12 protein-coding genes are annotated in these 26,867 nt (G+C 57.5%); 8 read left to right on the top strand and 4 right to left on the bottom strand.

Features of this window, described 5'->3' with window-relative positions; genetic code table 11:
* Positions 1-11: 11 nt before the first annotated feature.
* The 4 genes from ACFPN2_RS28085 to ACFPN2_RS28070 all read left to right on the top strand — a co-directional run bounded on the left by ACFPN2_RS28085 (position 12) and on the right by ACFPN2_RS28070 (position 8,499).
* On the top strand, positions 12-2,390 hold the full coding sequence (locus ACFPN2_RS28085; protein WP_380602900.1) for a membrane-bound PQQ-dependent dehydrogenase, glucose/quinate/shikimate family: 2,379 nt from the start codon (positions 12-14) through the stop codon (positions 2,388-2,390).
* Between the two features lie 70 nt (positions 2,391-2,460).
* The gene (locus ACFPN2_RS28080; protein ID WP_380602898.1) at positions 2,461-3,024 is read left to right on the top strand and encodes a VOC family protein; all 564 of its coding nucleotides are present in this window, start codon (positions 2,461-2,463) and stop codon (positions 3,022-3,024) included.
* An 833-nt stretch (positions 3,025-3,857) separates the two neighbouring features.
* Positions 3,858-6,383 (top strand): outer membrane protein assembly factor BamB family protein, encoded by a 2,526-nt coding sequence (locus tag ACFPN2_RS28075; protein ID WP_380602896.1) that lies wholly within the window; start codon positions 3,858-3,860, stop codon positions 6,381-6,383.
* Positions 6,384-7,392: 1,009 nt separating this feature from the next.
* Positions 7,393-8,499, top strand: a complete 1,107-nt coding sequence (locus tag ACFPN2_RS28070; RefSeq protein ID WP_380602894.1) for a hypothetical protein — start codon at positions 7,393-7,395, stop codon at positions 8,497-8,499.
* Between the two features lie 351 nt (positions 8,500-8,850).
* On the opposite strand, the gene ACFPN2_RS28065 is transcribed toward ACFPN2_RS28070, so the two are convergent.
* Positions 8,851-11,013 carry an outer membrane protein assembly factor BamB family protein gene (locus ACFPN2_RS28065; RefSeq protein WP_380602892.1) on the bottom strand — a complete coding sequence of 721 codons (2,163 nt, stop codon included), beginning with the start codon at positions 11,011-11,013 and terminating at the stop codon, positions 8,851-8,853.
* A 549-nt stretch (positions 11,014-11,562) separates the two neighbouring features.
* On the opposite strand from ACFPN2_RS28065, the gene ACFPN2_RS28060 reads away from it, so the two are divergent.
* Together ACFPN2_RS28060 and ACFPN2_RS28055 are read left to right on the top strand one after the other, a co-directional pair.
* Positions 11,563-12,840, top strand: a complete 1,278-nt coding sequence (locus tag ACFPN2_RS28060; protein ID WP_380602890.1) for a Gfo/Idh/MocA family protein — start codon at positions 11,563-11,565, stop codon at positions 12,838-12,840.
* 1,434 nt (positions 12,841-14,274) lie between these two features.
* Positions 14,275-16,638, top strand: coding sequence for an outer membrane protein assembly factor BamB family protein (locus tag ACFPN2_RS28055; protein WP_380602888.1), 2,364 nt, complete (start codon positions 14,275-14,277; stop codon positions 16,636-16,638).
* A 130-nt stretch (positions 16,639-16,768) separates the two neighbouring features.
* Here the strand turns inward: ACFPN2_RS28055 and ACFPN2_RS28050 are convergent, their stop codons facing one another.
* Both ACFPN2_RS28050 and ACFPN2_RS28045 read right to left on the bottom strand, forming a co-directional pair.
* Complete coding sequence (locus ACFPN2_RS28050) at positions 16,769-17,821, bottom strand: aldo/keto reductase (protein ID WP_380602886.1); 1,053 nt, start codon at positions 17,819-17,821, stop codon at positions 16,769-16,771.
* A gap of 549 nt (positions 17,822-18,370) precedes the next feature.
* Positions 18,371-20,683, bottom strand: a complete 2,313-nt coding sequence (locus tag ACFPN2_RS28045; protein ID WP_380602884.1) for a pyrroloquinoline quinone-dependent dehydrogenase — start codon at positions 20,681-20,683, stop codon at positions 18,371-18,373.
* Positions 20,684-21,217: 534 nt separating this feature from the next.
* On the opposite strand from ACFPN2_RS28045, the gene ACFPN2_RS28040 reads away from it, so the two are divergent.
* Both ACFPN2_RS28040 and ACFPN2_RS28035 read left to right on the top strand, forming a co-directional pair.
* The gene (locus ACFPN2_RS28040) at positions 21,218-22,171 is read left to right on the top strand and encodes an SDR family oxidoreductase (protein WP_380606656.1); all 954 of its coding nucleotides are present in this window, start codon (positions 21,218-21,220) and stop codon (positions 22,169-22,171) included.
* Between the two features lie 561 nt (positions 22,172-22,732).
* Positions 22,733-23,989 carry a glycosyltransferase family 4 protein gene (locus ACFPN2_RS28035; RefSeq protein ID WP_380602882.1) on the top strand — a complete coding sequence of 419 codons (1,257 nt, stop codon included), beginning with the start codon at positions 22,733-22,735 and terminating at the stop codon, positions 23,987-23,989.
* Between the two features lie 77 nt (positions 23,990-24,066).
* Here ACFPN2_RS28035 and ACFPN2_RS28030 read toward each other — a convergent pair whose 3' ends face one another.
* On the bottom strand, positions 24,067-26,319 hold the full coding sequence (locus ACFPN2_RS28030; protein ID WP_380602881.1) for a hypothetical protein: 2,253 nt from the start codon (positions 26,317-26,319) through the stop codon (positions 24,067-24,069).
* Between the last annotated feature and the right edge of the window lie 548 nt (positions 26,320-26,867).

Raw genomic sequence — 26,867 nt, 5'->3', positions numbered from 1 at the left:
CCCGCCATCTCATGGCCCTGGGAACCGTTGTCCTGAGACCGTGCGCAATCATCATTCTTCTGATCGCTGTCGCGCTCATGCTCGGTGGTGGATATTTAGTCATTCTCGGAGGCACGATCTATTACCTGTTCGTAGGGATGGCGTTTGCCGTGAGCGGCATTTTGCTCTGGCGCCGTCGCGGCGAAGGCGCGCGAATGTATTTTGTGACCGTTCTTTTGACGCTTACCTGGGCGGTGTGGGAAGTGGGCTTCGATGCCTGGGCGCTGTTGCCTCGGCTGTTGCTGCCAACGGTGCTGAGTCTCGTGCTGTGGCTGCCAGCGACGCGAAGCGCACTCCTATCGCACTCTGCACCGTGGGGCGTGCCGAAGAGCCTGCTTGCCGTGGTGATCGCTCTGATTGTCGGGATCTCGACGCGTGCCGTCGTTCCGCCGCTGACGCCGCCGGATCCCCTCTATCAGGCTGGAACGATCAAACTCGACGATGGAAATGTCATTCCGGCCGTTGCAGCTGTTGGCGATTGGTCTCACTACGGCAACGACGCCGCTGGAACGCGCTTCAGCACTGCAGGTCAGATCACGCCAGAGAATGTCGCGCGCTTGCAAATCGCATGGCGCTATCGAATCGATTCGAGCAGGGGCTTCGAAGCTACACCGCTGATGGTCGGTCGAGCGCTCTATTTGTGCACCAACGAGAACAGCGTGGTGGCGTTGGATGCGGAGACCGGCCGGGAACTCTGGGGCTTCCGACCCGCCACGAGGGCCAAACCACATGGTTGTCGGGGCGTGGCCTACTACCGGGTGCCGGGCGCGAGCGGTCTCTGTGCTGAGCGGATCATCACGGCTTCCATCGCCACCAGTTTGTTTGCGCTCGATGCGCACACGGGTCAACGATGCGCCGATTTCGGCATCGACGGAGAAGTTTCACTGTTGCCGGGCCTGGGAGAAGTGCCTGAGACCTATTACTACGTCACCTCGGCACCGACCATTGCGAATGGCAAGATCGTGGTCGGCGGTTGGGTTTTCGACAATCAACATTGGCCCGAAGAGCCCTCGGGCGTCATTCGCGCCTTTGATGCGAGCACGGGAAAGTCCGCGTGGGCTTGGGATCTCGGGCGTCCTGACCACAACGGCGAGCCTCCGGAGGGCGAGACCTACACGCGCTCGACCCCAAACTCCTGGGCACCCATGAGCGTAGATGAGGAGGCTGGGCTCATCTACGCGCCCCTCGGCAATGCCACCGGGTCTGATTTTTTCGGTGGCTATCGGCGCGCCTTCGATGATCAGTACTCGAGTTCCATCGTGGCTCTCGATACTGCCACCGGCAAACTACGCTGGTCATTCCAGACGGTACACCACGATCTCTGGGACTACGACGTCGCCTCACAACCGACTTTGGTGGATTTCCGAATGGGCGAGCGGACCGTCCGGGCCTTGGTGCAGCCGACCAAGCGGGGAGAGTTGTTCGTGCTCGATCGCGCAACCGGTGAACCGCTGTATCCCGTCGAGGAGCTCCCAGCGCCACAGCGTGGCAAGGTCACGGAAGAGTATCTCTCTCCCACTCAGCCCTTCTCGGTCGGCCTGCCTTCGTTTCGTGGCGCAGACCTCGTTGAACGCGATATGTGGGGGCTCACCCCGGTCGACCAGCTGTGGTGTCGCATCAAGTTTCGTGAAGCCCGCTATGAGGGGACGCTCACGCCTCCGGGTCTCACCCCTTCGATTCAAATGCCCAGTGTCTTGGGTGGCATGGTGTGGGGTGGTGTGGCGGTGGATACGGCACGAGACATCGTGATCGTCAACTCGAACAATCTTCCCAATTACGTACGCCTAGTCATGCGGTCAGAGGCCAATCAACTCGGCCTTCGTCAGCACACGAGCCGAACCGACGGTCATGCCGGGCGGGCCACGTTCGCCACGTTTTGGCGATGGGTTCAGAACGGCACGCCTTATGGCGTCCTTCAACCGCCATTCTGGTCGCCGCTCGAAGTGCCGTGCACTCGGCCACCGTATGGACGCCTGAGTGCAGTGGATCTGAAAACCGGAAAACTCATTTGGACGCAGCCCCTTGGAACGGCACGTGAGCTGGGGCCGATGGGCATGGCCCTTGGGTTGCCGTTTACGATTGGTACCCCGAGTAGTGGCGGCGCCGTCGCCACGCAGAGCGGCGTCGTCTTCATTGGGGCGGCGTTGGATCGTTACCTGCGTGCCTACAACACTGTGACCGGCAGATTGCTATGGGAGGCCAAGCTACCCGCTGGCGGAAACGCGACTCCTATGACTTACATGTCGCCGCAAAGCAGCCGCCAGTTTGTGGTGATCGCGTCTGGCGCGAATGCGGTATTCACCCCAAAGAATGGCAGCTACATCGTCGCGTACGCGCTACCGCGCCAATAGCGCGTTCGCTTTACTTGTAATTGTCGCTCTCCATCTTTAGTCGTCTCATAAATATCTCTGGGAGGCTCTGATGTTCATGTCATCGTCTCGGATCTGCCGAGTCGGAGCAGTGATCCTGGTTGCTCTTGGGCTGCACCTTGCCGTCCCCTCCGACGCGGCGGAGGCGCCAGTCATTCAAATGGGGACAAAAGCTTCCGAAGTGATGGTGATGAAGATCGCTGTCTCGGATCTGCGTCGCTCGCTCGATTTCTACACGCAGGTCGTCGGATTGAAGGAATTTACCTTGCCTGGTATCGCTCGTCCGAACATCGAAGATGGCAGCAAAGTTGGAAATCTCTACTTGAACTACTCTGGATCGCCGGCGGATCCCTTTCTGTCATTGATGCGAATGAAAGATGTGACGCCAACGGCAGAATCGGCGAAGGTGGCTTGGATCTGTTTTAAAGTGGCCGATGCCAGGGCAGTGCTGAATCGCGCCGAGGCAGCGGGTGCGCCGATCATCATGGATGCCACGAAGTTTCTCGGCGTGGTGGCGGGCCTCATTCGAGATCCGGATGGGTACACGGTTGAGTTGACCCAGGCCGAAACGGCCAAAGCTGCGGGCGCGATGGCTCCGGATGGGCAGCCGGAATAGCGCAGGAAATATCCATATGCAGACAGTTTGCTAGATGACGCATCCACTTGCGTCGATTCGCGCCGATGCCATTCGTCGTCACGATGTAATTGTCGGCCGCACAGGAATTCTTCATGTGATCGTGCAATCTCAGTGATTTACACGTCGTGATCTTCGGTGATCGTTTCATGAAGAAGATCTGCGGCACCCGGTTAACCACTCATGGGCGACGCGAGCGCCCACCGGTGCAAGCCAGGATACGACCCGCTGACAGCTTCGGATCTACTGAGACAACAGCTCTGAATCGGGAGCAGTCGTATGGATCGAGGGCCGTGCTCTAGAAGTATCAAAAACTCAGCAGCTGGGCGAGCCGACCGACATGCGAAGTTCGAACGCTTCGATGGAAGGATTTCCAACATTTCGCTGGCTCGCGTCACTGATAAGAGCCTCGTACTCACCGTGCTTCCCAACTCTGCAGCCTCGAGATTCAGTGAGCCGATGAATGTTGCTAGGACCGAGATCGGCACCCTGGTGGTCTAGACACCTTGTACCTCCGTTGCCAGCATACTGTCACGAGCTTCCACTGATCCGAATCCGCCCGGCAGGTTACGAGGCAGAAACTGAACTCTCCAAGAATTGACACCCTCGTTGGTGACAATTCCCGTCGCTGTGCAATGGCGTATTCATGTCCGAGCGAGGCGAGGCGCTGTTGGCGCACTCGGAGTCACTGTCGTATACAGCGATAGGATTTCCGGCCCGTTCCGTACTTGGCCCATGCAACTTGGGTCAAGGGCGGCGTCCTTGGGAGCCATGGGGACATCTATCACGGACGATGGCTAACCATGAGTCGTTGCTTGAACCAATACAGCAGAATCACATCGCCCGTATTCCGAAGAGTTGCGACGAGCCTCTCTGAGCCTGCATCTTTCTCGGGCAGGTACCCACGCCGAACGGTACTTCATCTGTTCAGATCAATCGTTCTTGCCCTATTCACGTCCCTCATCCCGATGATGGTTGATGCAAATCAGCTTCAAAACGAGCCCGACGACTACGCCGGGTTCGCCGAGAGCGAGTGGCCACTGGCCGGAGGTGATTGGAGTAGCACGCGGTATTCTAAGCTAAAGCAGATCAATCGGCAGAACGTAGCGAACGTGAGGGGCGCCTGGGTATCTCAGAAGTTCCAGGGCGGCGCCACGTCTCGTGTTACCCCTGTCGTCAAGAACGGGCTCATGTTCATCACAGCTGGAACGCAGGTCTACGCATTGGACGCAAAGAGCGGCGAATCCGTCTGGGCCTACGACACCCTCAACGGGGATGGCTCAAGCGAACCTCTGAACACAGCGATTGCCGGACCGAATGAGCGTGGAGTCGCAGTGGGTCAGGGTTTGGTGTTCGTTGGCCTACATGGCGGACACGTCATCGCACTCGAGGAAAGAACGGGGAAACTGGTCTGGATCCAACAGACTGGCTCCGAGCCCCCCAAGCCTGGTCAGGTAGCAGCGGTTGCGCCGACCTATATCAACGGAGTCATCCTCACTGGTCTGTCGAACGGCGACGCATATTTGAGAGGTCGGCTGACTGCGCTCGATGCTGATACCGGAAGAATCTTGTGGCAAGTATTTACCATTCCTGGACCTGGAGAACTCGGTCACCAGACCTGGCCCTCCTTTAACGATACGTGGAAGTTTGGCGGAGGCGGAGTCTGGACCAGCGCAGCCGTGGATCCAGAGCTTTCCCTCGTATATACGGCGACCGGAAATGCGGTACCGACGCTCGCCGGAGAACTGCGCCCTGGAGACAATCTCTTTACATGCTCAGTTCTGGCTGTGGACTTGAAGACTGGCAAAGTGAAGTGGCACTACCAACTCATACGTCATGACGTATTCGATGGCGACGCGGGCACTCCGGTGATTCTCTACGACGCCACGACTGAGAATAGATCCACTCGTAGAGCGTTAGCAGTTCTGCGATCGGATGGCTATTTGTTTCAGCTAGATCGCGAGACAGGACGGCCCGTCTCTCCAATCGAAGAACGGGCCGTTCCGCAGCTCAAATCGCAATTGACCGCTCCAACGCAACCCTTTCCTTCGATCGGCGAGAGCATTCTCATGAGCTGTGATGATTGGAGAAGGGAAACGATCCCGGTAGGGTTCGTGCTCAGCTGCATGTGGACTGCTCGGTCTTCTCCGCCACCTTCACAGGATCCGCAGAACGTCCTTGCACCCCTTCCAACTGCCCGCGTAAATCCGATGGCCTACAGTCCCCAAACGGGGTACTTCTACGCGCAAGGCGTCTCGGTGCTAGCGTGGCAACGCCGAGCGCAGGACCCCTACTTTTTTGATGGGGGCACCCCAGTCCCTGGTCTCAAGGCTTACGGAGATCTCGCCGCGATCGACGGGCGCACGGGCAAGATCGCGTGGAAAAGGCGAGTACCCGTTCGTTCGGTGCGCGGGGGACCGCTCGTCACGGCCGGAGGGCTGATGTTTCGTTCGGGCGGGGGGAGTATCGAAGCATATGACGCCAGAAACGGCGATTTGCTGTGGAGCTTCTACACGGGCACGGCGCAGACTCACGGGTCGCCGATAACCTACGAAATCGATGGCGAACAGTACGTGGCGGTGCCGGTCGAGAGTTCGGTACGAGCGTTCAAACTTTCCGGAAAGATACCTCCCGAAACATCTCAACCCACGAAGATCGAAGAGCAGGAGGATTTCGCCGGCCCAGTGGTCGACACCACCGGGATAGAGACCACGTCGCTGAAGCAGACGGATTTGCGGCCGGGCACGAGATACTTCATCGATGAGTTCTCGTTCAATCCATATCGCGCACGCGTGAGGACGGGAAGTAACGTCCAGTTCGTCAACAATGGGAATCTACGGCATGAGTTAGCAGCTGTTGATGGTTCATGGTCCACGGGCCCATTGAGCCCCACGCAGGAGGCGTGGGTACGTTTCAAAAGGCCGGGAACGTACATTTATACCTGTAAGACTCACCCATGGTCCTACGGCCAAATCATCGTAGTATCCACACGAAGCGACCCGGGAGATGCCAACGGCAGCGAGGTGCACAGTCAACGGATCGGATCAGGAAGCCTCACCGAGCAAGCTATGAGAGGTAGAGAAGAGTTTCAGAGGTACTGCAGCGCATGTCACGGCCAAGACGCGAGTGGCGCATCGAGGGCGCCACAGCTCTTTGGCCAGCTCTTCTCTTCTCGATGGAGAGGTGCAGTTGCTGCCGATCTTCTTGAGAGAACCCGGACGACTATGCCGCAGAGCAACCCCGGCGCTCTCGATGCGCAAGTCTATTTGGATATCGTAGCTTACATACTGCATGCTAATGACATGGTCGTCACGGACGGTGAGATCAGGGAAGGTCACTAATGAAAAATGTATTCGGAGCGTGCGACGAGTGCCTCCGGCTCATCCAGAGCGGTAAAGCTTATCATGCGCGGATCGGTAAACGCGCCATCCCGATGCGTGTCCGGTCAGCCTGTGAATTCTCGTGACACACAGGGACGGTGTTGCTGGAGGGGATTCGTTTTCCTCATCACCTCAGCGAAAACGGAGAAGAGCCAGGATGATCGCAGCAGCGACGCTGTCACGTGGGCCATCGTAGGTCATAGAAGGCGGTCGCGACCTGGTTGTTGCACGTCCGCGCAGTAGGCCGCGCGTATGATCTGTGAGCGCGTCGGATCGGCGTGGATTGCGACTCCCGGTCAACCTGTCCTTCGCTGCGTCTACAACACGGTGTCCGGGGCATTCAGCCGAGCTGGCCAGTCTATATTCATGCATCCGCGCTCGTTGCAGCTTCAGCTTCGATCTAGCAACCAGCACGATGACTAAGTGCCATCCCCTCTCAGGTGTCTGTGGATTGTTTGGGCGGGATGCGAACGAGCTGACGCGGGGATTCTCAACATGCGTCGTGCTATTGCTTGGGAGTGTAGGTAAGGAAGAATGGCTATCGGCCCGAGCAAAGCGTAGGCGCCCTACGGCGACGTGTCGAGTCTGGGAGCACTCGCCCTTTGGCGAACGAAGGAGAGATCCGATTGATCGCTAGAGTAGATACAACCGCAGTGGATGAGCCAAATGGCTCGGCCGTGAATGCCTGACGTGTGCGCCAGGATCGTCATAGCGACGTCGGCGCGATACAAGGCGTTGGCGTAGAGCTATAGTGTCGAGTATGCGAAGCGCTTGACTTCGTGGGCATGCAAAGTAGCGATCAAAACGCGCGTAACTCAGCTGACGCGTCGTTGCATCTTGTCCATTTTCATCAGCTCTGCACACGGGAGTTCTCATGTGCTCATTTTTCGACAGCTATGCAGGTAACGCCGTGAAGTCGTCACACCGAGTGACGCGGGCGAGATGGAGGCTCACGGGACTGCTATTGTGGATGGTCGCTGCAGTTGGTTGTGCAAATGCCTCCTCGGGTTCAGATGTTCTTGCACTCGAGAACCTCGTGCCCTGGGAGATCCAGTGGTATGCGGACGGGATCGAGATAGAGCCGGATGCGCGTGCGCGCATGGTCAAGGCGAAGGGCTTGAGGCGTTACGCACTCCAATATCACGTGCAACTAGCCGAAAAGTGCGATGCCGAGATCACCGCATTCCAACGGCATGGCATCGAGATTACCGCCGTGTATTTCTGGCTCAACTTCGATCAACCGGGGGCGGATCCCAAGATCCAGGCTGCGTTTGAATCTTTCAAACGGCATGGAATTCGCCCTCAAATATGGGTGTCGCAGTCCACCGCGTTCCTTCCGAAAAGTGGGGACGGCATGGTGCAGCTTCTTGCCAAGATGGGATTCGATTGGCCTCCGGGTTACACCTTTGAAAGAGCTCTCAAGGCAGCATTGTCCACCGATGATGCGCTCACCCCAGAGCAGAAGGAGCGCTTCTTCGAGGCTTTACATCGAGCCTACTGGGATGAGGAGAACTTGCCGAAAACCTCTGAGGAGCGGGCGCAGCGATTGGAACGAGAGTCGCAACGGATCGCATCGCTCGCGAAACTTGCATCGCAATATGGACTCGATGTGCTGCTGTACAATCACGAGGGATGGTTTGGGGTGATGGACAATCAGCTTGCCATCATCGATCGGCTGGAGCGGGAGGGGATCAACAACGTCGGTATGATCTATACGTTTTGGCATGCCCGAGATCGATTCCATGACGATGTGAGAGAGTTTGAGAAAGTTTGGACGAGAATAAGGCCGCGGGTGGCGGCCGTCGGGCTCAGTGGTGTGCGTGGGGAAATGGAGGGGCTGTATCCCTCTCAGGGTAATGATGAGTTGCGGATGATGCGGGTGGTTCAAGAGAGCGGATGGAAAGGCCCTGTCGCGGTCCTCGGTTTGAACTTCTCAGTTGGCCCCGAAAAAGTGCTCGGCGACATGCTGCGCGGGACGAGTTGGCTGAGATCGGAACTACGCCAGGCTGGTTCGGGCGGAGCGCGGCCGTTCTCACGAGATGTCGACTCGGAATCAACCATGCCACAGTCCAGGTAAGCACTCCAGTTGCCGATTGGTCAAATGACCAGCGGTCTGCCGGATCGGTTGCTCGAATGTCGATATCCGGGCAACGCAGCATGCGTCATGCTATTCATGCTGCCGGCGCGCTTCGCCACCACAGCCGCTGGTAACAACGATGTTGAGGCACGCGGTAACGATATTAGGTGAGACAACACGAGAGAGCGAACGAGGAATGTTGAATACCGCCCGACGAAGAAGGTTCTCGTCGAGCCAGAGCGAATTCGCTCAATGAATCAACAGCTCGTCGAGGAGCATCCTGCCTTTGCGTCTCTTACGGTGACTCGTGTTGGACTTTGACAGAGGCACGCCTGGGCGTCAGGCAAGGATTCAGCGCTCGCGATCCTCAGTCACTGTTATTTCCCCATACACCCAGGGGTGGTTCTTGCAGAGGTAGGCGTATCGTCCAGGTTTGGAGAAGCTAACCCAGGATTCTTGACTGGGAGACAGCGGGCCGCTGCCCCAGGAGCCATCGACCGCCACCACTTCATGTGGCGAGGTGCCGTTATTGACGAACAGCACTTCGATTCCCGCCTTCACGCGCGCGCGGTAAGGATTGAACGAATACTCGTCCACGAAATAGCGCCTGCCAGGGCCGAGGAGAGATTCTTTGAGGGAAGTCGTATCGATCACGGTCGTATCGATGATGGGACCCGCGAACCTTCCGTCATCGCGTTTGATAGCTGGAGCGACGACGGGCTGTATCGTGCCGTCGAGAGTAAAGGTCCAGACGGCTGCACCCATCGGGAGGGAAACATACTGTTTACCATCGATTTCATAGGTCATCGGTGAGCCACTGTCGCCGGTCATTCCGGTCTGAAATCGCCACAGTGTCTCGCCCGTGCTTGCGTCTCTTGCTTCAACCGCTCCATCAGCGGAGTTTCGGAAGATTAACCCGCCTGCCGTTGCAAGTAGGCTGCTTCTGAGAAAGGGTAAGCCATCGTTTTTCGCGACTACACGGTGTTTCCAGGCGAGCTTACCGCTACGGCTGTCAATCGCGGCCAGCGTCGCGTAGTTCTTGAGGTCTGGCACGTTACGATTGAAATCGAAATAGTAGGGGTCCGGTGCCCGTCGGGGCCACGCCAGGAACGAGCTGCTTTGAGCATAGAAGTAACCGGTGATCGGGCTGTACGCCATCGAGCTCACGCGAACAGACGGAAATGGCGCTAACACATTTTGGGGGTCCTTTGGCGAGGCTGGTGGTGTCCACATGCAACCCAGGACGAAGCCCGCCGGGATACCGTGCTGCTTCCATTCATCGCAGCTCATGACCACACTTTCAGCCTCAACTGGAAAGGGTTGCGTGGGGGAGGATCGTTGCGATTCGAGTTGCGGCACCGGCCGCTCCGTGACCGGCAGCAGTGGCCGGCCAGTCCTTCGGTCAAGCTGGAACAAATATCCATCCGCTCGTAGTACGGCTAGCGCCTTGTAAGTCTGCCCGTTGAGATGCGCTTCATACAGCACGACAGGAGTGCCGGCGTCTGCGTCGAAGACATCGTGATGCACCAGTTGGTAGTGCCACTTCACGCGTCCCGTTACTACGTCGACCGCTAACACCGAACAGGTGTATAGGTTGTCGCCGGGCCGCCAGTCGCCGGCAAAAGGAGGAACCGCATTTCCTGTCGCGACGTACACGGTTCCCAAATCTGGGTCTACGGCGGCGTTAGTCCAGATGCCGCCACCACCGAAATTCCAAGCATCGTTGTGTGCCGGCCACGTCTCGTGTCCGGCTTCTCCGGGAGAGGGCACGGTGAACAGCTGCCACAGTTTTTTCCCAGTGGCAGCTTCCATTGCAGTTAGTCGTCCACGCAGGCGCGCATCCCCGTTCGACAACCCAGTAAATACGACGCCATTCGCGTAGGTCGGGGCGGCGAACACTACCTGCTGCTTCTTCGATCGATCCATCCCTGTTTGTTGAGTCCAGACGTGTTGGCCGGTCTCTTCGTTGATGGCGATGACTCGCCCATCTTGGAGCCCCACGAAGACCAGGCCGCTGCCCACCGCGACGCCGCGTCGATTTGGGATGCCCGTTGTAGATAGTAGCGATAGCTCATGCGGTCTTGCCGCCTCTGGCAAGCCTGCAGATGAAACCTCAGGAACCGTACGATAGCTCCAGATCTTCTTGCCGTTCTTTGCGTTCAGCGCATATACAGTGCGTCCGGCGGTCACATACATCGTTGAACCCTTCACGATCGGTGTGACATTGGAGCTGCCTCCTTCATCAAACTTGGTCGAAGTCCACGCGGCACGCAGGTGCGCCACATTCGTTTCATTGATTTCGGAAAGAGGGGAGTAGCGCGCGTTGCTGATATCCCCACCCACCGCAACCCATTCTGCCGAGCGAGAATCGTCTATCGCTCTGAAGTTGCGATCATGCGCCCTCGCAAGTGAGGTGGTCTGAGCCGTGAGCATCACCAGGCAAGCGTACAAGGTGCGGACGAGGGCGGTGCGCATCGAACGACTTTCAGGCTTGGGAACAGGCGCGTTGACCATGGTTCGGGTATCCATTTGTTTGCGGGTTCCGATACTCCATCGGGGCGGCCCTTGTCGCCTCGAACTCGGGGCTTCGCTGCGGAGTGACCGGCGGAGCGTACCCTCACTCCCAAGGCGGGAGCTGTAGACCAGAGGGGTCTGTTCCAATCGATTGCGCGCCAGTACGTATCTGCCTGCAAGGCAGTCAACGCGGTGGCCCAGCTGTGGATGTAGGACGATAGCGCTGACATTTGATTCTTCGATCTTTGGCGAGTCTGGAGCAACGATGCACCGGCTCGTCGGATCCAGTCGTTCCGTCGACACGAGAGTTGCTATCTCTGTTTGCTAGTTCTCTCCGGAATAGTCCCCATCTCTCTAGGTCACGTTGAGCCGTGCCCGCGACACAAACCCTCGCTGATGTGCGAGAGAGGTTCGGCACTCGTTGTGCCAGCACCCGACCCAGTCTAGGTTGCAATGCAGTATTCAGGGCTAAATCGCCAGCGCATCCGCGGGTGAGGTCTGACTGCAATCCGGTCTGACATATGTGTCCAATTCCACGCGCATAGCACCATGACCAATCGACGTCACTTCATCAAACAAGCTGCCGCGGCGGTCGCGGTCGCAGGCTCGGCCACCAGCCGCTCAGAAAAAGAAGGTGGAAAGAGTTCCACCGCCGCAGGTCCGCATTCGGAGACGGAGAAGGCCCAGGATGCAGTGCGCCTCGCGATCGTTGGTACGGGACAGATCTCTCATCGATACCTGAAGCAAGCATCCGTGAGTTCCCGCGTCCGTTTCGTAGCGACGTGTGCTCGAACCATGGAAAGTGCGAAAGCGAGAGCCGTCGAGTACGGCATCGATCGATGGTTCGATGACTACGAAGCCATGCTCGATCAGAGTCGGCCGGACGCCGTCGTCATCGCGACTCCAACCGCCCTGCATGCCCGGCAAGCGATAGCCGCGTTCGAACGCGGAGTACACGTGCTCTGCGAGAAACCGATGGCAACGACGCTCGAGGAGTGCCGCGAGATGGTCGCAGCGGCAGAAAAGAGCGGAAAGATCTTCTTGAACATGCCGTTCGATGCGACGCCTCAAATGACTACGGCGCTCGCGTACCTCAATGAATCGACGATCGGTGTTTTCACCGGTGCAGAGGCGCAGCTGTTGCTGCCAGGAGTCTCGCGCGACAATTGGTACTATGATCGGAAGGTCGCGGGCGGAGGCGCTGGTCTAGATACCCTGGTATACCCCGTGAGCCGCCTAGTGACGCTGCTCGGTCCGGCTCGGCGTGTCAGTGGCTTCTCGAACACGCTGATTCCGCATCGTCTGCTCGGGGACGGAAAGACAATCGATGTCGTTCCACCCCCGCGTAATTCAGAACGATCAATTGAGTCGAGCGTGGATGATAATGCGACGCTTCTGATCGAGTGGTCGACGGGGCAGCAAGCCATTGCTCGCGCCCTGTGGGGGACCTCGTTGGTCAGAAATGACACGACCATTTACGGACGGCATGGAACGCTATGGCTGTCAGATGGCGATATCATCATCCATTCGCCAGAGCGGAAGATTTCGGGTGGCACGCCAATGACACGAGGAGCGTACGAGCGCTGCTACTCCATTCCCTACAAGAAGGATCAGAGAACCGAAGGATTGCTCGAGCACTTCGTTGATTGTATCAAGGGAGTAACGCAGCCCACCTGTGGGGGGCAGCAACAACTGCATCTACACGAGATCTTGTTCCGCGGGTACGACGCCGCACGAAGCGGTCAAGTGCAAACGCTCGAGACGACCTTTACACCGTGGCACAGCGTCGATCCGACGTTCCACGACACTCGCACCCGACCGATCTGAATGCCTCACGATGGTTGCTCGATCATCGCTGCAACTCTTCACGCGCGTCTGGAGGTCGATCGCACGGAGCAAAGACGTGAATCGGGAATAGCGATCTGTCTCAAAATTTCACGCCTCAGTTGGCCGTCCGGATCTGTGCGGGGGCGTTCTGCAGGGAACGTCCCCATACGATCTCCGATCTGTGAGAACGGCCGATTCACCGCAACTGGCAGTGTGAAATGTCTTACACGCCAGGCTTCGCGTGAGGCGTCGCGTTGTGCCTATTGTCATGTTGGGCATGCCTGGCGTAGCCCCGTTGCATACGACGTCGAGAACTCGAAGAAACACCTCTCGGTCGCGCACGATCAAGTGCAGCGTCTGTTCGCGGACCTATACATCTCACGATGTGGGGATCGGGAAGATGAGATGGAGCTGCAACTGACACTGTCGAAGCGAATGAAGTTCAGTCGCTCCTCCGAACAGCCCGATGTGAGGACAGCGTAGCTCGAACTGAGTGTGGAAGAGTTCGACGCGAGCGCCGCTGAGGCACCCATCGCTGACGAGTCGACCGCACCCGCCAATAGCGCCGTCAGTCCCACGCGCCAGGCGTTCCAGTGACCTGCCGTGCGAGTGTCATCGATACGAACCGCACACTGGAAGTTGCAACTGCCCACGATGCGGCGTCTTCGTGCAGGCAAATGCGGAGAACGCGAGCCAAATAAAACCGTCGATGAACTGCCGGCGGTGAAAGGGCTGAGGCTTTCTACAGCTTGATCGCCACCGCCGAGCTCGATGGCTTCGCCCCGAAGGCTACCTGTGCGAGGTCTTCGCTCGCATCGCCTGGAGCAACTCCTGTTTCGACCGGACATCCGATCCCGCGAATAGACGAGCGCTTGTCCTCGAACATCGCCTGCGGCACGGCCAACACGATCAAGTCGGCTGCATGGAGAGAAATATCGAGGCGTTTTCAGCAGACACTGGCGGTCGTTCATGAATTGGCCCAATCGCCGTCTCGTTTCCGCCGACCTTTTCGCGAACTCGCACGCTGTCAAAGAACGACGCGTGCATGGCGCGAATCCGCAGGCCTGCGGATTCATCGCCAGCTGACAATCGAAATCTTCCACCTCGACAGAGACGCAATTTTCAGGACTGCGGACCGCTGTCGCTTGTGAAATGGCCTGCAGACGGGCGAGGCGAGGTTGCTCGATTGAGTGCCCCATTGTCCCAAGAGCTCAAAGAATCTATTGAGCTACTGATCGGCGGTTCATTCGCACAGTTGAGCAGGTCCGCATGAGTTCTTCTCGGCATCTTAGCCGTTCGGGTGGCATTAAAGGCCTCCGTATAGCAGCCGCGCTCGTGTTTGCAGGCGTGGCCTACGTGGTCCCGATTCGGTCGGCTGTAGGGAGCGAAGCACCTACCAGCGCTTACAGCACCCCAGCGCGCCATCATTGGCCCATGGTGGGCGGAGATTGGAGTAACAGCCGTTACTCGGCGCTCGCTCAAATTGACCCCGAAAATGTTCATCGATTGGGGGGCGCCTGGGTATCGGCGAAGTTCATCGATGGGGCCACCTCTCGGACTCCACTCGTCGTCAAGGATGGGATGATATTCGTTACTGCAGGACGGCATGTATATGCAATCGATGCAGAAACGGGTCGAGTCATCTGGACATACAACACCGTTCCCGACGCGCAGGCCGCGCAGTTCGCGCCAAGCAAAGAGAACGACAGAGCGGCAGCGAATTCGACGATGGGTGTCCCGAATGGAAAGGGAGTGGGCGTCGGGGGAGGGATGGTATTCGTCGGTCTGAAAGATGGCCACGTGATCGCTCTCAATGAAATCAGTGGGAGCCTCGAGTGGGCGAGCCAAACGGGTGTCGAGCATCCCAAGAGCGGGCAATGGGCTGCTGTTGCGCCAACCTATGCAAATGGAGTCGTATTCAGCGGGCTCTCCGATGGAGATCACAACCTGCGAGGTCGCATGGTGGCGCTGAGCGCAAAAACTGGAAAAGTGCTCTGGAGCATATTTTCGATTCCGGGGCCGGGCGAGCGCGGTCACGAGACCTGGCCATCCTCCAACGACGCATGGAAAGTGGGTGGCGGAGGCGTTTGGACCAACCCCCCGATCGACCCGGATCTAGGGCTGATTTATTTCACTGCCGGGAACGCGGTGCCGGCCTATGGGGGAGATTGGCGACCCGGTGCCAATCTGTACACCTGTTCGGTGATCGCGATCGACATCAAGACAGGCAAGTTGAGGTGGCACTTTCAGCTCGTCCATCACGACGTCTTCGAGGCGGACCTAGGCGTCCCCATCATTCTTTACGACGCGCGCGTGTCGGGGCGTTCACGAAAGGCGCTTGCCGTGATGCGAGCGGACGGTCATCTCTTTCAGTTGGATCGTGCTACAGGCCAGCCGATCCTTCAGATCGAAGAGCGGGCAGTTCCACAGTCTGACTCGCAGCAGACTTCGCCGACGCAACCGTTCCCTGTGGGCGGAGAAAGCATTCTGATGGGCTGCGATGACTGGAGGAAGCAGCCGATTCCGAAAGGATTCATTCTAGGATGCATGTTTACGCCGCCCTCGACGCCACCTCCGTCGCCCGACCCGCAGAATGTTTTGGCGCCATTTCCATCGGCCAAAGGAGGATTGATGGCGTTCAGCCCTCGGACGGGCTATTTCTACACGCAGGCTGCGTCGTGGCTGCATTGGCCCAGGCGATCGCAGGATCCATATTTCTTGAACTGGGTCGGAGTTCTGCCGGGTTTTCGTAGCTTTGCGGATCTAGCTGCTATCGATAGCCGAACCGGCAAGATCGCGTGGCGTCGGCGTACCGAGAACGTTGCACCTGGGAGTGGGCCACTAGTAACCTCGAGCAATCTGCTCTTTCATAGTGGCGGGGATGGCCATCTCAACGCATACGATGCAAAGAATGGCGACGTGCTCTGGAGCTTTGGGTTGGGGGCGGCGGCAGGCCCCGTGGCGACCTATGAGATACGGGGCGAGCAGTTTCTGGCGGTAGCGGCGGGATCGTCGCTGTGGGCAATTAAGATCGGCGGTTCGATCCCGCCAGCCGCTTCCCTGGCCGGTATGACGGGCGGGGTAAATTTTCCGGGGGCCATGGTAGATACCGATGAGGTCGAGACGACATCTCTTCATCGATCCCTGATCGAGCCCGGGGCGCGCTACTTCATCGATGAATTTACCTTCAGCCCCAGTCGCGCAAGGGCGAAGTCGGGTGCAACCCTGCTGTTCGTCAACAACGGCAATATGCGCCACGAAGTAGTCTCGGTGGATGGCTCATGGGGCACGGGCGCACTGGCTCCCACGCAGGAGGCTTGGGTGAAATTCGACGAGCCGGGCAGCTACACCTACATTTGCAAGGATCATCCCTGGAGCTACGGTCAAATCGTCATCACGCCGGCGCAAAGTAGTGGTGAGGGCGTCTCGACGGCGCCCCCTTTGCGTTCGGACGGTGGGTTGCAGAGAGCAAGCCAATCGACTCGTGGCAGGCAGGAATATCAACAGAGTTGCAGCGCTTGCCACGGCGAGGATCTTGGCGGGAGGGCTTCGGCGCCGTCGCTGGTGGGTCAGGGCTTCATGTCACGGTGGGGCGCGTCAACGGCCCGCGAGCTTTACGAGAATATTCGCACAACCATGCCGCAGTCGAGTCCAGGAAGCCTGAAGAGACAGGCCTATCTAGACATCGTGGCCTTCCTCTTGGACATGAATGAAGTCGGTGAAGCCGGAAAGGAGCTTCAGGACGATCCAAACGTGCTCGATTCAACGAGAATTCAGCAGCGTCACGACACACGTTGACGCACGACGCGCGCTTTCAACTACCGATGGGCTCTGCTAATGGCGCCTTGCGCATTTCTGTAAAATCCCTGCTGAAGGCATGCGCACGCAACGCATGCCGTTCATCGGTGGCGGGTGGATGCCTCCGCCACTAGGTTGGCCCTCGCGATTTTATACCGACTGTCGCATCGAGTAGGCTATACCATTCGCTGCGAGTCAGTTGAACTTTCATCGCAGCCGCATTCTCCGCGACATGTTGCAGTTTGCTGCTGCTCACGATAGGAACGATGCTTGCGGGATGGTGCAAGAGCCATGCAAGTGAAAGTGCCGATGGGGAGACATTCTTCTCAGCCGCAATTTCTTTGAGCACCCGATGCGCATCTTGAATGGGCTTGGATGAGTTGGAATTGGGATTGATCAATTCTCCCCTGAGGGGAGACCACGCCTGCAGTCGAATTCCGTTCATGCGACAATAGTCAATGGTGGGTGCAGCACCGACGTAGTTGTATGCATGGCGGGTGGCATTACCAACAGCCGCAACCCCGCCTGCAATCAGGTAGGAGTTCTCGAGCGAGAGGTAGATCTGATTGGTGACAATCGGGACGTCCAGCTGCTTGCTCAAGAGATCTATCTGCGAGGGAACGTAGTTGCTGACGCCAAAGTATCGCACCTTGCCTTCCTTCCGTAGCGCTGAGAAAGCGCTGCCGATCTCTTCAGGCTGAGCCAATAGATCAGGCCAATGAAGCAGCAGCAGATCGAGGTGGCCTACTCCGAGACGTTTCAGGCTGCCCTCTGCTGCGTTGATGATGTTGGCTCGGCTGGAGTCAACGTATAGTTTTCCACTCTCTCGACGGACGATGCCGCATTTAGATTGAATTACGAGTTTATCTCGCAAGCCCTTCGACTTTTGTAGCACGCGTCCGAACGGCTCCTCCCCATAGAAGTCCGCATGATCGAAGAAATTGATTCCATTGTCGTAGACTGCCTTGAGCACGTTCAGTCCGTCGTAATCCGGATGGATGGCGCCCGCCCCAAAGGCGAGTCGCGAAACTCTCAGGTCCGTCCGAGGGATCGCGATCAGTCCGTCACCGGAGCTAGGCTCCGCCGCTGGCGTTATAGCGGCAGCGTTTGAGCTGGTGTGTGCGCAGGTTGCCAATGCAGTGCCAACGACAGCATGCTTGAGGAACTCTCTACGATTCTTCATCGCTCCCATCTCCAGCTCACTGGTCTGTGCGGACGTTCAACTCACTCAAAGTGCCTGTCGTCCTGTGGTGGCGAGGCAATGCTAGTAGCCGGGCTGACGGAACGTAACAAGTTATCCGGTGGCGAAAAACGGCAGGCAGACCTGAAGAGCTCAAGCGAGCCTGGAAAGGAAGAGAATTTCGCGATTATCGTGCTCGGATCCTGAAAGCGAGTGAGCTGCAGCGATGAGCATTTCCATTTCTGCTGTTGGAAGTGACAGCCGTTGGTGACTTGAGTTGAGCGGTCCCCCGTTAGGGGCACTCTGTCTCTTACATTCTTACATCGAAAGGGAGGCGGATGGATTCTCAGCCGGAGAGAACGTTCACGGCGTCGTTTCCGCCGTGGGGCAAGGTGCATCGCGCAACTCGTGAAGACCTAGCCTGGGAATCTCAGTCGCATTTTCTGTGCGTCTCACACCTTTAAGAAGGACCGTTCTCAGCTCGGGCTGAGTGATGGCGGGCGGGGAGGTCGCGATCATTCGCTGGATTGCGCATACATTTGGATGGTTGAGTCAGTCCGGGAGGGAGAACGCCACGAGTTTTGAGCCCGACTGAGCTGTAGCCGGTCGGCCGCCACCGGCCGCAATGACGACGTACTGCTTACCTTTTGCCCGATATGTCGCTGGCGTTGCATTTCCCGCTGCCGGCAACGTGGACTCCCAGAGCAAGCTTCCGTTGCGCTTGTCGAAGGCGCGGAACTTCTTGTCGAATGAGGTCGCCGCAATGAATAAAATCCCCCCACCTGTCACGATCGATCCGCCATAGTTTTCGCTCCCGGTGTTCCGTACGCCTACCGACACGAGTTCTGGATGTTCGCCGAGCGGAATCTTCCAAGCGTAGCGTCCCGTGTTTAGATCGATCGCGTTGAGTGTGCCCCAGGGAGGCGCAATGGCGGGGTATCCGTCCGGATCCACAAATCTCGGCATGCCATCCAGCACAAAAGCGTCCTTGCGCTCGTTGCTCGGCTCTATGCTCTTTGTGTTTTGGATTAGTGAATCGGCTCCGGTCTGAACGTAGGCAACGAGCAGCCACAGCTTGGCTTGGTCGGTCGAGAGAAAACGGAACGCTGGCATTCGCCCTCCACCCCCACCGATCTTTTGCACGATGTCGTAGAAACTCAACCGACTCGCTACGGATGTTAGAGAGGGAATCTCAGGCGGCTTGCCAGCGCGATCCTCTCCGTGACAGCTTGCGCAGTGATCTTGGTAAATCGAACGCCCACTCGTCGTTTCCCCGAGCGCCACTCGTTTGAGTTTCAGAATCCAAGGCATCTCACTCGAGTTGACGTAGAGTAAGTTGGAGGTCGGATCGTAGGACGCGCCTCCCCATTCGCCGCCACCATCCATCCCCGGCAGCATGACCGTGCCTTGTTCGCTGGGGGGGTCCCACAACCCGCGGCTTCGCAGCTTCGAAAATTGCTCGGTGACAGCTGCTGCGGCGGCTGGTGTGCGCCTCGTGAGCAAGTCTTCGGTGAGATGTTGACGGGCGAACGGCTCCGGGAGCACTGGTCGGATCTGAGTCTTTGCCGTAGCTTCCCCGGGTACGTCGGAGGCTACGGCCGACTCTTCGGTCAACGGAAAGAGGGACTTGCCGGTGAGTCGATCGAGCAGGTAAACGAAGCCGTGCTTGCTGATCTGAGCCACCGCGTCGACTGGCTTTCCGTTTCGAACAACCGTTACCAGATTAGGCGGCGCCGCCAAATCCCGGTCCCAAAGATCGTGGCGAATGGTTTGGAAGTGCCACACGCGCTGGCCGGTACTCGCATCGAGAGCAACGACTGAATTAGCGAATAGGTTGTCACCCGGTCGGTCGCCGCCGTAGTAGTCTTGTGGATACGCAAGTGAGACGAAGGCGAGACCGCGGGCAACGTCGACCGCCATGCCTGGCCAGTTGTTGACGCCCACTGCGGTCTTCCACGCATCTTTGGGCCAAGTCTCATGGCCGAACTCGCCAGGGCGCGGGATTGTATTGAACGTCCAGCGTAACTCACCGGAGCGCGCGCTGAACGCACGAATGCTGCTGGCCGAGCCTCCGATGATGTAAAGGTCACGATAAATAGCGCCTGGGGACGATGACGTCGAGCCGAGAGCAACGACCCCTTTTGATCCAAAGCTCTCAGCGGGTCCACCCGTTTCAGCATCGATGGCGTATAAGTTGCGACCGAAAATATAGAAGATGCGCGACCGAGAACCATCGCTCCAATAAGATACCCCGCGCCTGAAGCCCAAGGGGGCTACCTGCGCCGGGGGAGAGAAGGACCAGCGCTCTGCCCCCGTGGCACCGTCCAGGCAAATTACCCTTCCTTTCGGTGACACAAAGAACAGCCGACCATCGATGATCAGCGGGTTTGACTCCATCGTGGAGTTAGAGGTCAGCTCATCGCGGGTATCGTAAGTCCAGGCGACTCGGAGACGGCTTACGTTACTCGTATTGATGTCACTGAGTCTAGAGAAGTGGGTTTGGGCGGGGTTCCCGTGGTAATAGGGCCAATCGTCATTGGCTGCATACTCGTCCCGGGTTTGAGTCGTCGTATCGGCGAAGGCCTGAAGCGCTATGGCGGCGATGAGGCAGATAGAAGACAGATATCGTCGTTTCATCGAAGTTTGAGCGCGCAAATGCATCCGAAATGAATATGGGATGTGACGCTGTTCGCCCACTACGCACCAGTGATGCACGCTGGCTTTCGATGCAATCAGAAGCGGTGGTAGCGAGTGGCTTCGGTCACCTAAGCAGAGAGACCGGTTAAGAATCAGGTCTGAACCATCGATACCTTGGTCATTGACGAAGCCAAGTCTCTTGATCTGGAAGGCGGATGCGCTGCGCATTGGGGTACCCACGTTGAAAGGTGGGCTGCGCAGGGTGGCAAGCTAAATCGATGCACAAAGGCAGCCCCGAGTCGCTCGCGATCAAGCACCGAGCGGAAAGGGTCGAGGCCTATCATCTTGGTCGCTGAGTCAATCGTCCTAGTAACGTCCGCATCCTCGATAGTTTTGAAATAGGTTCCGGCACTTTGATAGTTCGAGACGAGCATGTCGTGTGTTTGCGGATAGGCCGCTATCTCAAACCCGATTGAGGGCTCTTCATGGAATGGGAGAGCACTAAGCATTGGGAGGTTGCGTCACGGATCCAACCGGTCTGACACGGATGGGTGCCGAATGCGCCCATCCCCGAAACTGGCTACCAATCCCCGCGTCGGGGTAGGGTCGTGTGACGATATGAATAGAGACTCCACTCTCCTAGCCGGATTCAATCGCCGCTGGTTCTTGGGTGGAGCTGCGAGCGCCATTGCCGGAACGGCTGGAATCTCCGCCTTGTCGTCCAGCGCTGGCGCGAAGAGCGCGAGCCCGTCGTGTTCAGAGGTGGCAGTCCCCCTACGGGATGTCGCGGGTAAAGTCGCATTTGTGACGGGGAGCTCGAGCGGCATCGGGCTGGGTATTGCTCGAGCGTTATTTGAGGCCGGCATGAAAGTTGTCCTGTCATACAGGACCAAGGAGCATCTCGAAGAGGCAATGAAACATTTTGGTACGGATCGGGAGCGCGTGCATGCGGTCGAACTGGACGTGACGAACCCAGCGTCGGTCGAGGCAGCCGTATCGGATGCCATCAGGGTTTTCGGTAAGGTCCACCTCCTCGTCAACAATGCCGGTGTCTACGCGATGGGGCCACTGAGTGAGGCAACCCGAAGTGATTTGGATTGGATGATGAGCGTAAACCTCGGCGGCGTATTCAACTGCGTAGAAGCATTCCTGCCTCATCTGCGCGCACACGGGGAAGGCGCGCAGATTGTGACTACCGCATCCATGTGGGGTCTATATGCGGTAGATAGCGCAGCGATCTACTGCGCATCCAAAGCTGCTGCGATCATGATGATGGAGGTACTTCGAGGTGAGCTCGCGCCAATGAACATCGGCGTGTCCGTTTTTTGCCCGGGAGCGGTATTCTCTCGGGGTTGGAACTCGAGTCGCAACCGACCTGCGGAGTCGAGTGATCTCAAGCGAGGTGCAGCTAAGAGCAAGTTGGTTGAGGGCGAAGCGGCAATGCGAAAACTTCGCGATAGTGGAGCATTGATGGATCCACTAGAGGCCGGCCGTATCGTCCTCGAAGGAGTCAGAAACAACTATTGGTACATCCTCTCGCATCCGGAATATGAAGAGGTAATTCGTGAGCGTGGCGAAGCTCTCCTCGCATCGTTACCGACAGGGGCTTCCGCGCCGGAGGCCAGAGTCACGATCGAGAAATCTACATTGCGCAACTTGGGATACTCGATCGAACGTGATCGCCGACGCTGTTTGGCAGGAGCGGACAGGGAGTGAGTGCGATCTCCGTGCGACAGACGTTGTGTAAAGAGTGTCGTCGGTGGTGGGCCCGAGTTGGGAGTTTCCTACTCAGCAGGTGCTGAGGCGTGGCTCGATGCTCGTAGACGAGCCTGCCGAAGCATGTGGAAACTGATGGCGGATGGCATCGCCGTCTGTGCACATCGGCAGCGGTTGACACACGCTCTGTTCACTCAATGACTGTGCCATGCTAGAGCGACATGGAGGGGGCTCCGGAAGACATACGCATGCCAACGACTGGTAGAAATGTCGTCATAACTTGAGATCGATAGTTCTCTGCGTCGGGGAAATTATCGGGATCCTGCGGCATTGGCTCGCCCTGCGTTGGACGAGTGTGCGGCGACGTCTCACGAGGTCTTCGAGCATCTGACGCTCCGCTTCCCGTCGTGCGCTATTCCCCGCCCAAAAGAAACCCCAGAACCCACGGTTTTGAATCAATTAGGATTTTGCTCGCGTTTGGACCCCTCGAGCGGAGGCTGCACTATCATGGTCAGTCGGTAGGCTGTGCCATTGGAGAAGAAATCGCCAAGGAGGCGACGGATGCTGCGTCGGAAGGTACTTGTCTTTGTGGTTGCCGATCTTGTGAATCAACATGGAGGAAATCTGTGGCTCCAAAGTCTGTTCCACGTTCTGTCTATGATGGATGAACTCGAGATCACTGTAGTTACCAGTGGGCGGAAACAGGCAAGTGAGGGCAATGAGTGTGTCGTCAGAGGATTTGGCTTCAATCACATCTTTGTTCCGCTCGGCGTGCCGCTGCCAGAAGCAACGCCAAGTCTTATCAGCAGGGTCTTGGGAGCCTGTTGCGATAAGTACTATTTCAACTTGGAGCGGTGGGCCCGTAGGCAGGCGTCGGTTGATTCCACCCTTTCGGGCATCGCGCAAACCTATCGGCCGGATCTGATACTAGTCAGCGACATTTGGTCGGCGATGTGTTGCCCCTCTCTTTTCGAGGAATGCGCTCCCTGTTGTCTGATCACGCTAAACGATGAGGTTAGGTTCCACCGTGCATCGAGGATGATCGCAGGCCCAGTCGAGTCCGGATTCAGTAGCTCATTGGAACGAGCTATACATAGAAACTGGAACTGGATCGCCAACTTCAGGCATGAAAGGTACACAGATGCTCTGTGGAAGAAGTGCGCTGGTGTGGTTGCCTTGACCACGAGTGACCTTCCACCGAACTTGCCGCGCCACACTGTCAAAGCTGTCCTGCCTCCGCTTCTGAAAGAGAGGGAGGTTCGGTGGAGATACTCGGCTGCTCGATCGCTGTTGTTCGTGGGAAATATATGGCACTTCCCAAATAGACTTGCGCTCAAATGGCTATGCACGAGCCTGTCTCCAGCGCTTCTAAGCATCGATAATAGCATCGTCATCAACATCATTGGCTGTGATAGAGAACAGTGGCCAGGAAGTGACGATCTCCAGAACGTGAGGTTCTTAGGACGTGGGTCGTATCGAGATGTCATACATCATATGACCACTGACGATATGTTCGTTGCTCCAATCGAGAATGCCTACGGTGCGAAACTGAAACTAGTGGAATGTGCATCGATGGGCATGCCGTTTGTTGCCACGGATTCGGCGATGAGCGGGCTCCCATTCATCAAATGTGTGCCGAGATTCGAACTCGATAGTCCGACCGAGACCGCAAAGACGATTGCAGAGATGCTGGACACGCCGGCTGTCCTGTTGAACATGAGCCGAGAAATCATCACCGAGATGAGCGAGGCTCGGATTGAGCAGGCGAAGAGCTGGAAGCGCTTCCTCGGTGATGCAATGGCCGCGAGAATCGTGTGAGGGAGTTACAGTTCTATCGGACGATGGCGTATGGCACTAGACGTACTGCCGCGCTCTCCGATTCGAAAAGTATTGGTTCATTCTTTGAAATGAAGATGGATTCTTGCTCCCGCGCTGTGGATGGTGGCTCTGGTCCAAAGCGTGCTGCCATCCCAAGCGTATTCATCGGGTTTTAGCAAACGATCGTCTACCCGGATCTCAATCAGTTCTCCTGGCGAATTTTCCAGTTCGAACACGGGATTCGTAGCGATCTCGACGGGCTTTAGGCGGATGTCTACGGAGGCGGAGTCAACGAGGAGTCTGATCGCTCGTCGCTCTGGGCTGTAGGATGGGAATCCAAGCCTGGCTCCACTTAGAGTAAGGGATGGCGGTGCGGAGAAGCTTTTGGCCCAGCCTATCAGGTCCCTGTCGGGGGCGTCCGTATTCCCGACTAGCGCTACCCAACGTTGGAGAGTCATGAGCTTTGATTCACCCAGCGCATCGAGAGCACGATACTCGCTGCGTGCCACCGGGTCGGGCATCGCCAGCCAACTGGCGACACTATTGTGCGAGGGGCCAGAGTAGATGCCATCGTTGATTGTCCATTGCGTCCAATGACCGCGACTGAGGGGCCAGTGATTGCCCCAGTAGGTCGGAGCGACCATCTGTCCTTCATCAAAAAAAGGCCAATATGCGCCGGGCGTGCTCAGATCGCCGGGACTATAGTAAATTGCCGAGGTGAGATCGTTCTTATGCGAAAAGAGACGATACACGATTCCCTGTCGTTTGGCGTTGGCAACTAGCTCTCGTTGCCGCCCTGGCGGAGGACTATCGGCCGCTCCGGTCGGAAGAGTAATTTGCTGCTTTTCGCCGCTTAAGAACAGAGCGTCCATGATGTGGTTGGGAAGAACGTCCAATGGGAATGCCCCTTGCGGGCTCAAGACTATGAATTCCGTCAGTTGATAAGGTGTGCCAGGCGTAGAGCTCAGAGTGATTACGCGGGTGCCGAATCCGTCGGGGTAGAAGTAGAAGTCTTCGGCAGCCTGATCTCCCCAAACGCGATAATCCACATCGGTCAACTGGTACGTCCAGCGGACGTGTACGCGACTTGCTGTCGATTCGATGATCCGCACACGTCCGTAGCGGAGTTCTCGATCAAACAAAGGCTCAGGAAGGTCGGTCGAGCCATCGGGATGATGCACCCGAATCGACATATTCTCCGCCCACTGATAGCTGACGCCGGTATTGTTCGGCCCCGCCCAGAAGGGGACGTAGCTCGACCCGCGCCAGAATACAAAGCGAGATCCATTGGGAAGAAATACTACGACATCATTTAGGCCTGCCTTCCACGCCGTCTGGTAGTCGATGGATGGCAGGCGGGCGCCGGTGTGCGGGTCATGCATCGATATCGGTGCTTCGTAGCGCAGCTTTGTTTCCACGGCTCCAAAAACGGGCCAGTTTTGCGATCGGGCCACGTTCGTAGTCCGTATCGTCTTCCTCCATAACTCGCGCGATCCATCGCTGATCGATACAAAGAGCGTCGTACTGGCAGTCGAGGTGCGGCTTGGCAGTTCAACTTGCTTCCGAGTTAGGACGTTTGAAGTAAGTGGCAGAGGCGCGCTTGTGCGGCTCCCATTTTCGAACCATGCGTGCAGCATCGCGTTCGGAATATCGCGACCCCGAGCGATGGCTGCGGTCGTTATGATGGCTTCCTGTTCGGGGCCAAGTAATAGCCAATCGTTCGGTACCAGGACTGCGCCCAGATCTATGGGGTTCCTGGGCTGTTTTGAGCGAGCTACAGTGTCCGCCTCAAAGACGGGCCAGTCGACGTGAATCCGCGCCAGTTCTACGGCTTGTCCGTGGGATACACAAGCGGTGAACAGCGCGACTTCATCGGGGATGTTGGCGAGACTGGCGCTGGCATAGAGCTTTGCTGTTTCCGAAGACGCGCTGGGCGATGAGGAGTAGTGATTGGGAGCAGGATGTAGTGATTGCTTGTCGTGTGCGCGGCCGTTTCGGAATGCTACGAAGTAGTACTCGCTGCCCTGCGCGGTATCTCCCTCAATTGTCACCTGCACGATAGGCAGCCGGCCAACTCTGTCAATCCCAAAGGGAGGGAGCCAGGGATGTCCTTGATTGATCTCTAACCGAGCCTGCACACCCTGAGCGCAATCGCTTGCCGTGGCAGTTGCAGGGCGCAGGGCGGTTGCCATCTGCGACAGCGAGGGGTGAGGCGTGGCGGGGGGCGTGTTGGGCGCTCGCGGAAAGTCGGCCCCAAATAGTGTCGTCGTGATGATCCCGAGTAGAACAGTTAGGGATTGAGCCAGTAGGCCGATGCCCGCCAGCTTCATGCGGTGCCTGCATACAAGTGGCACATGGCAAACACTCCTTTTCACGCAGGGTGTGATAATGAGTAGACCGGTTGACCCGCACGCGTTGACCCAAGGACCGATTCGCGGGCACGGTGCGAGACTCATGTTGCGAGGAGCGCTCCTTGCTACGGTCTGCATATGGCGAACGACCGCCAGTTGGTCTCTAGCCAGCATGACCACGATGTGACCCGCCTTCGAACATTGGGCTGGCAGAGTGACGATGCGATTGCTATTTGCGGCGGAGTGGCGGCGACGCTGTCGGGGTTGGTGAACGAATGCTTTCGGGGGATGTCGGACTTCGACATCGGCGATCACAGGCAGCCAACGCGACTGGCCTTGTCGTGCGCCTATTCACTGGACGCAACAGAACGCGAATTGAGTTCTTGAGTTATGGCGTCGCGGGGCATATCGCGTCGTCGATTCAGTTCTGTTGATGGCTGTTAAAAACCGCCTGTTTCTGGCGATAGCGCGCACTTCTCTGCGCTGATCGTTCCCACCTGATCTCAACGAAGCGGAAGAAGCACGGC

The organism is Steroidobacter flavus (assembly GCF_042651805.1).
Lineage (GTDB): Bacteria > Pseudomonadota > Gammaproteobacteria > Steroidobacterales > Steroidobacteraceae > Steroidobacter > Steroidobacter flavus.
The sequence above is the reverse complement of the archived record's forward strand: the minus strand, read 5'-3'. Positions and strand labels throughout refer to the sequence as shown.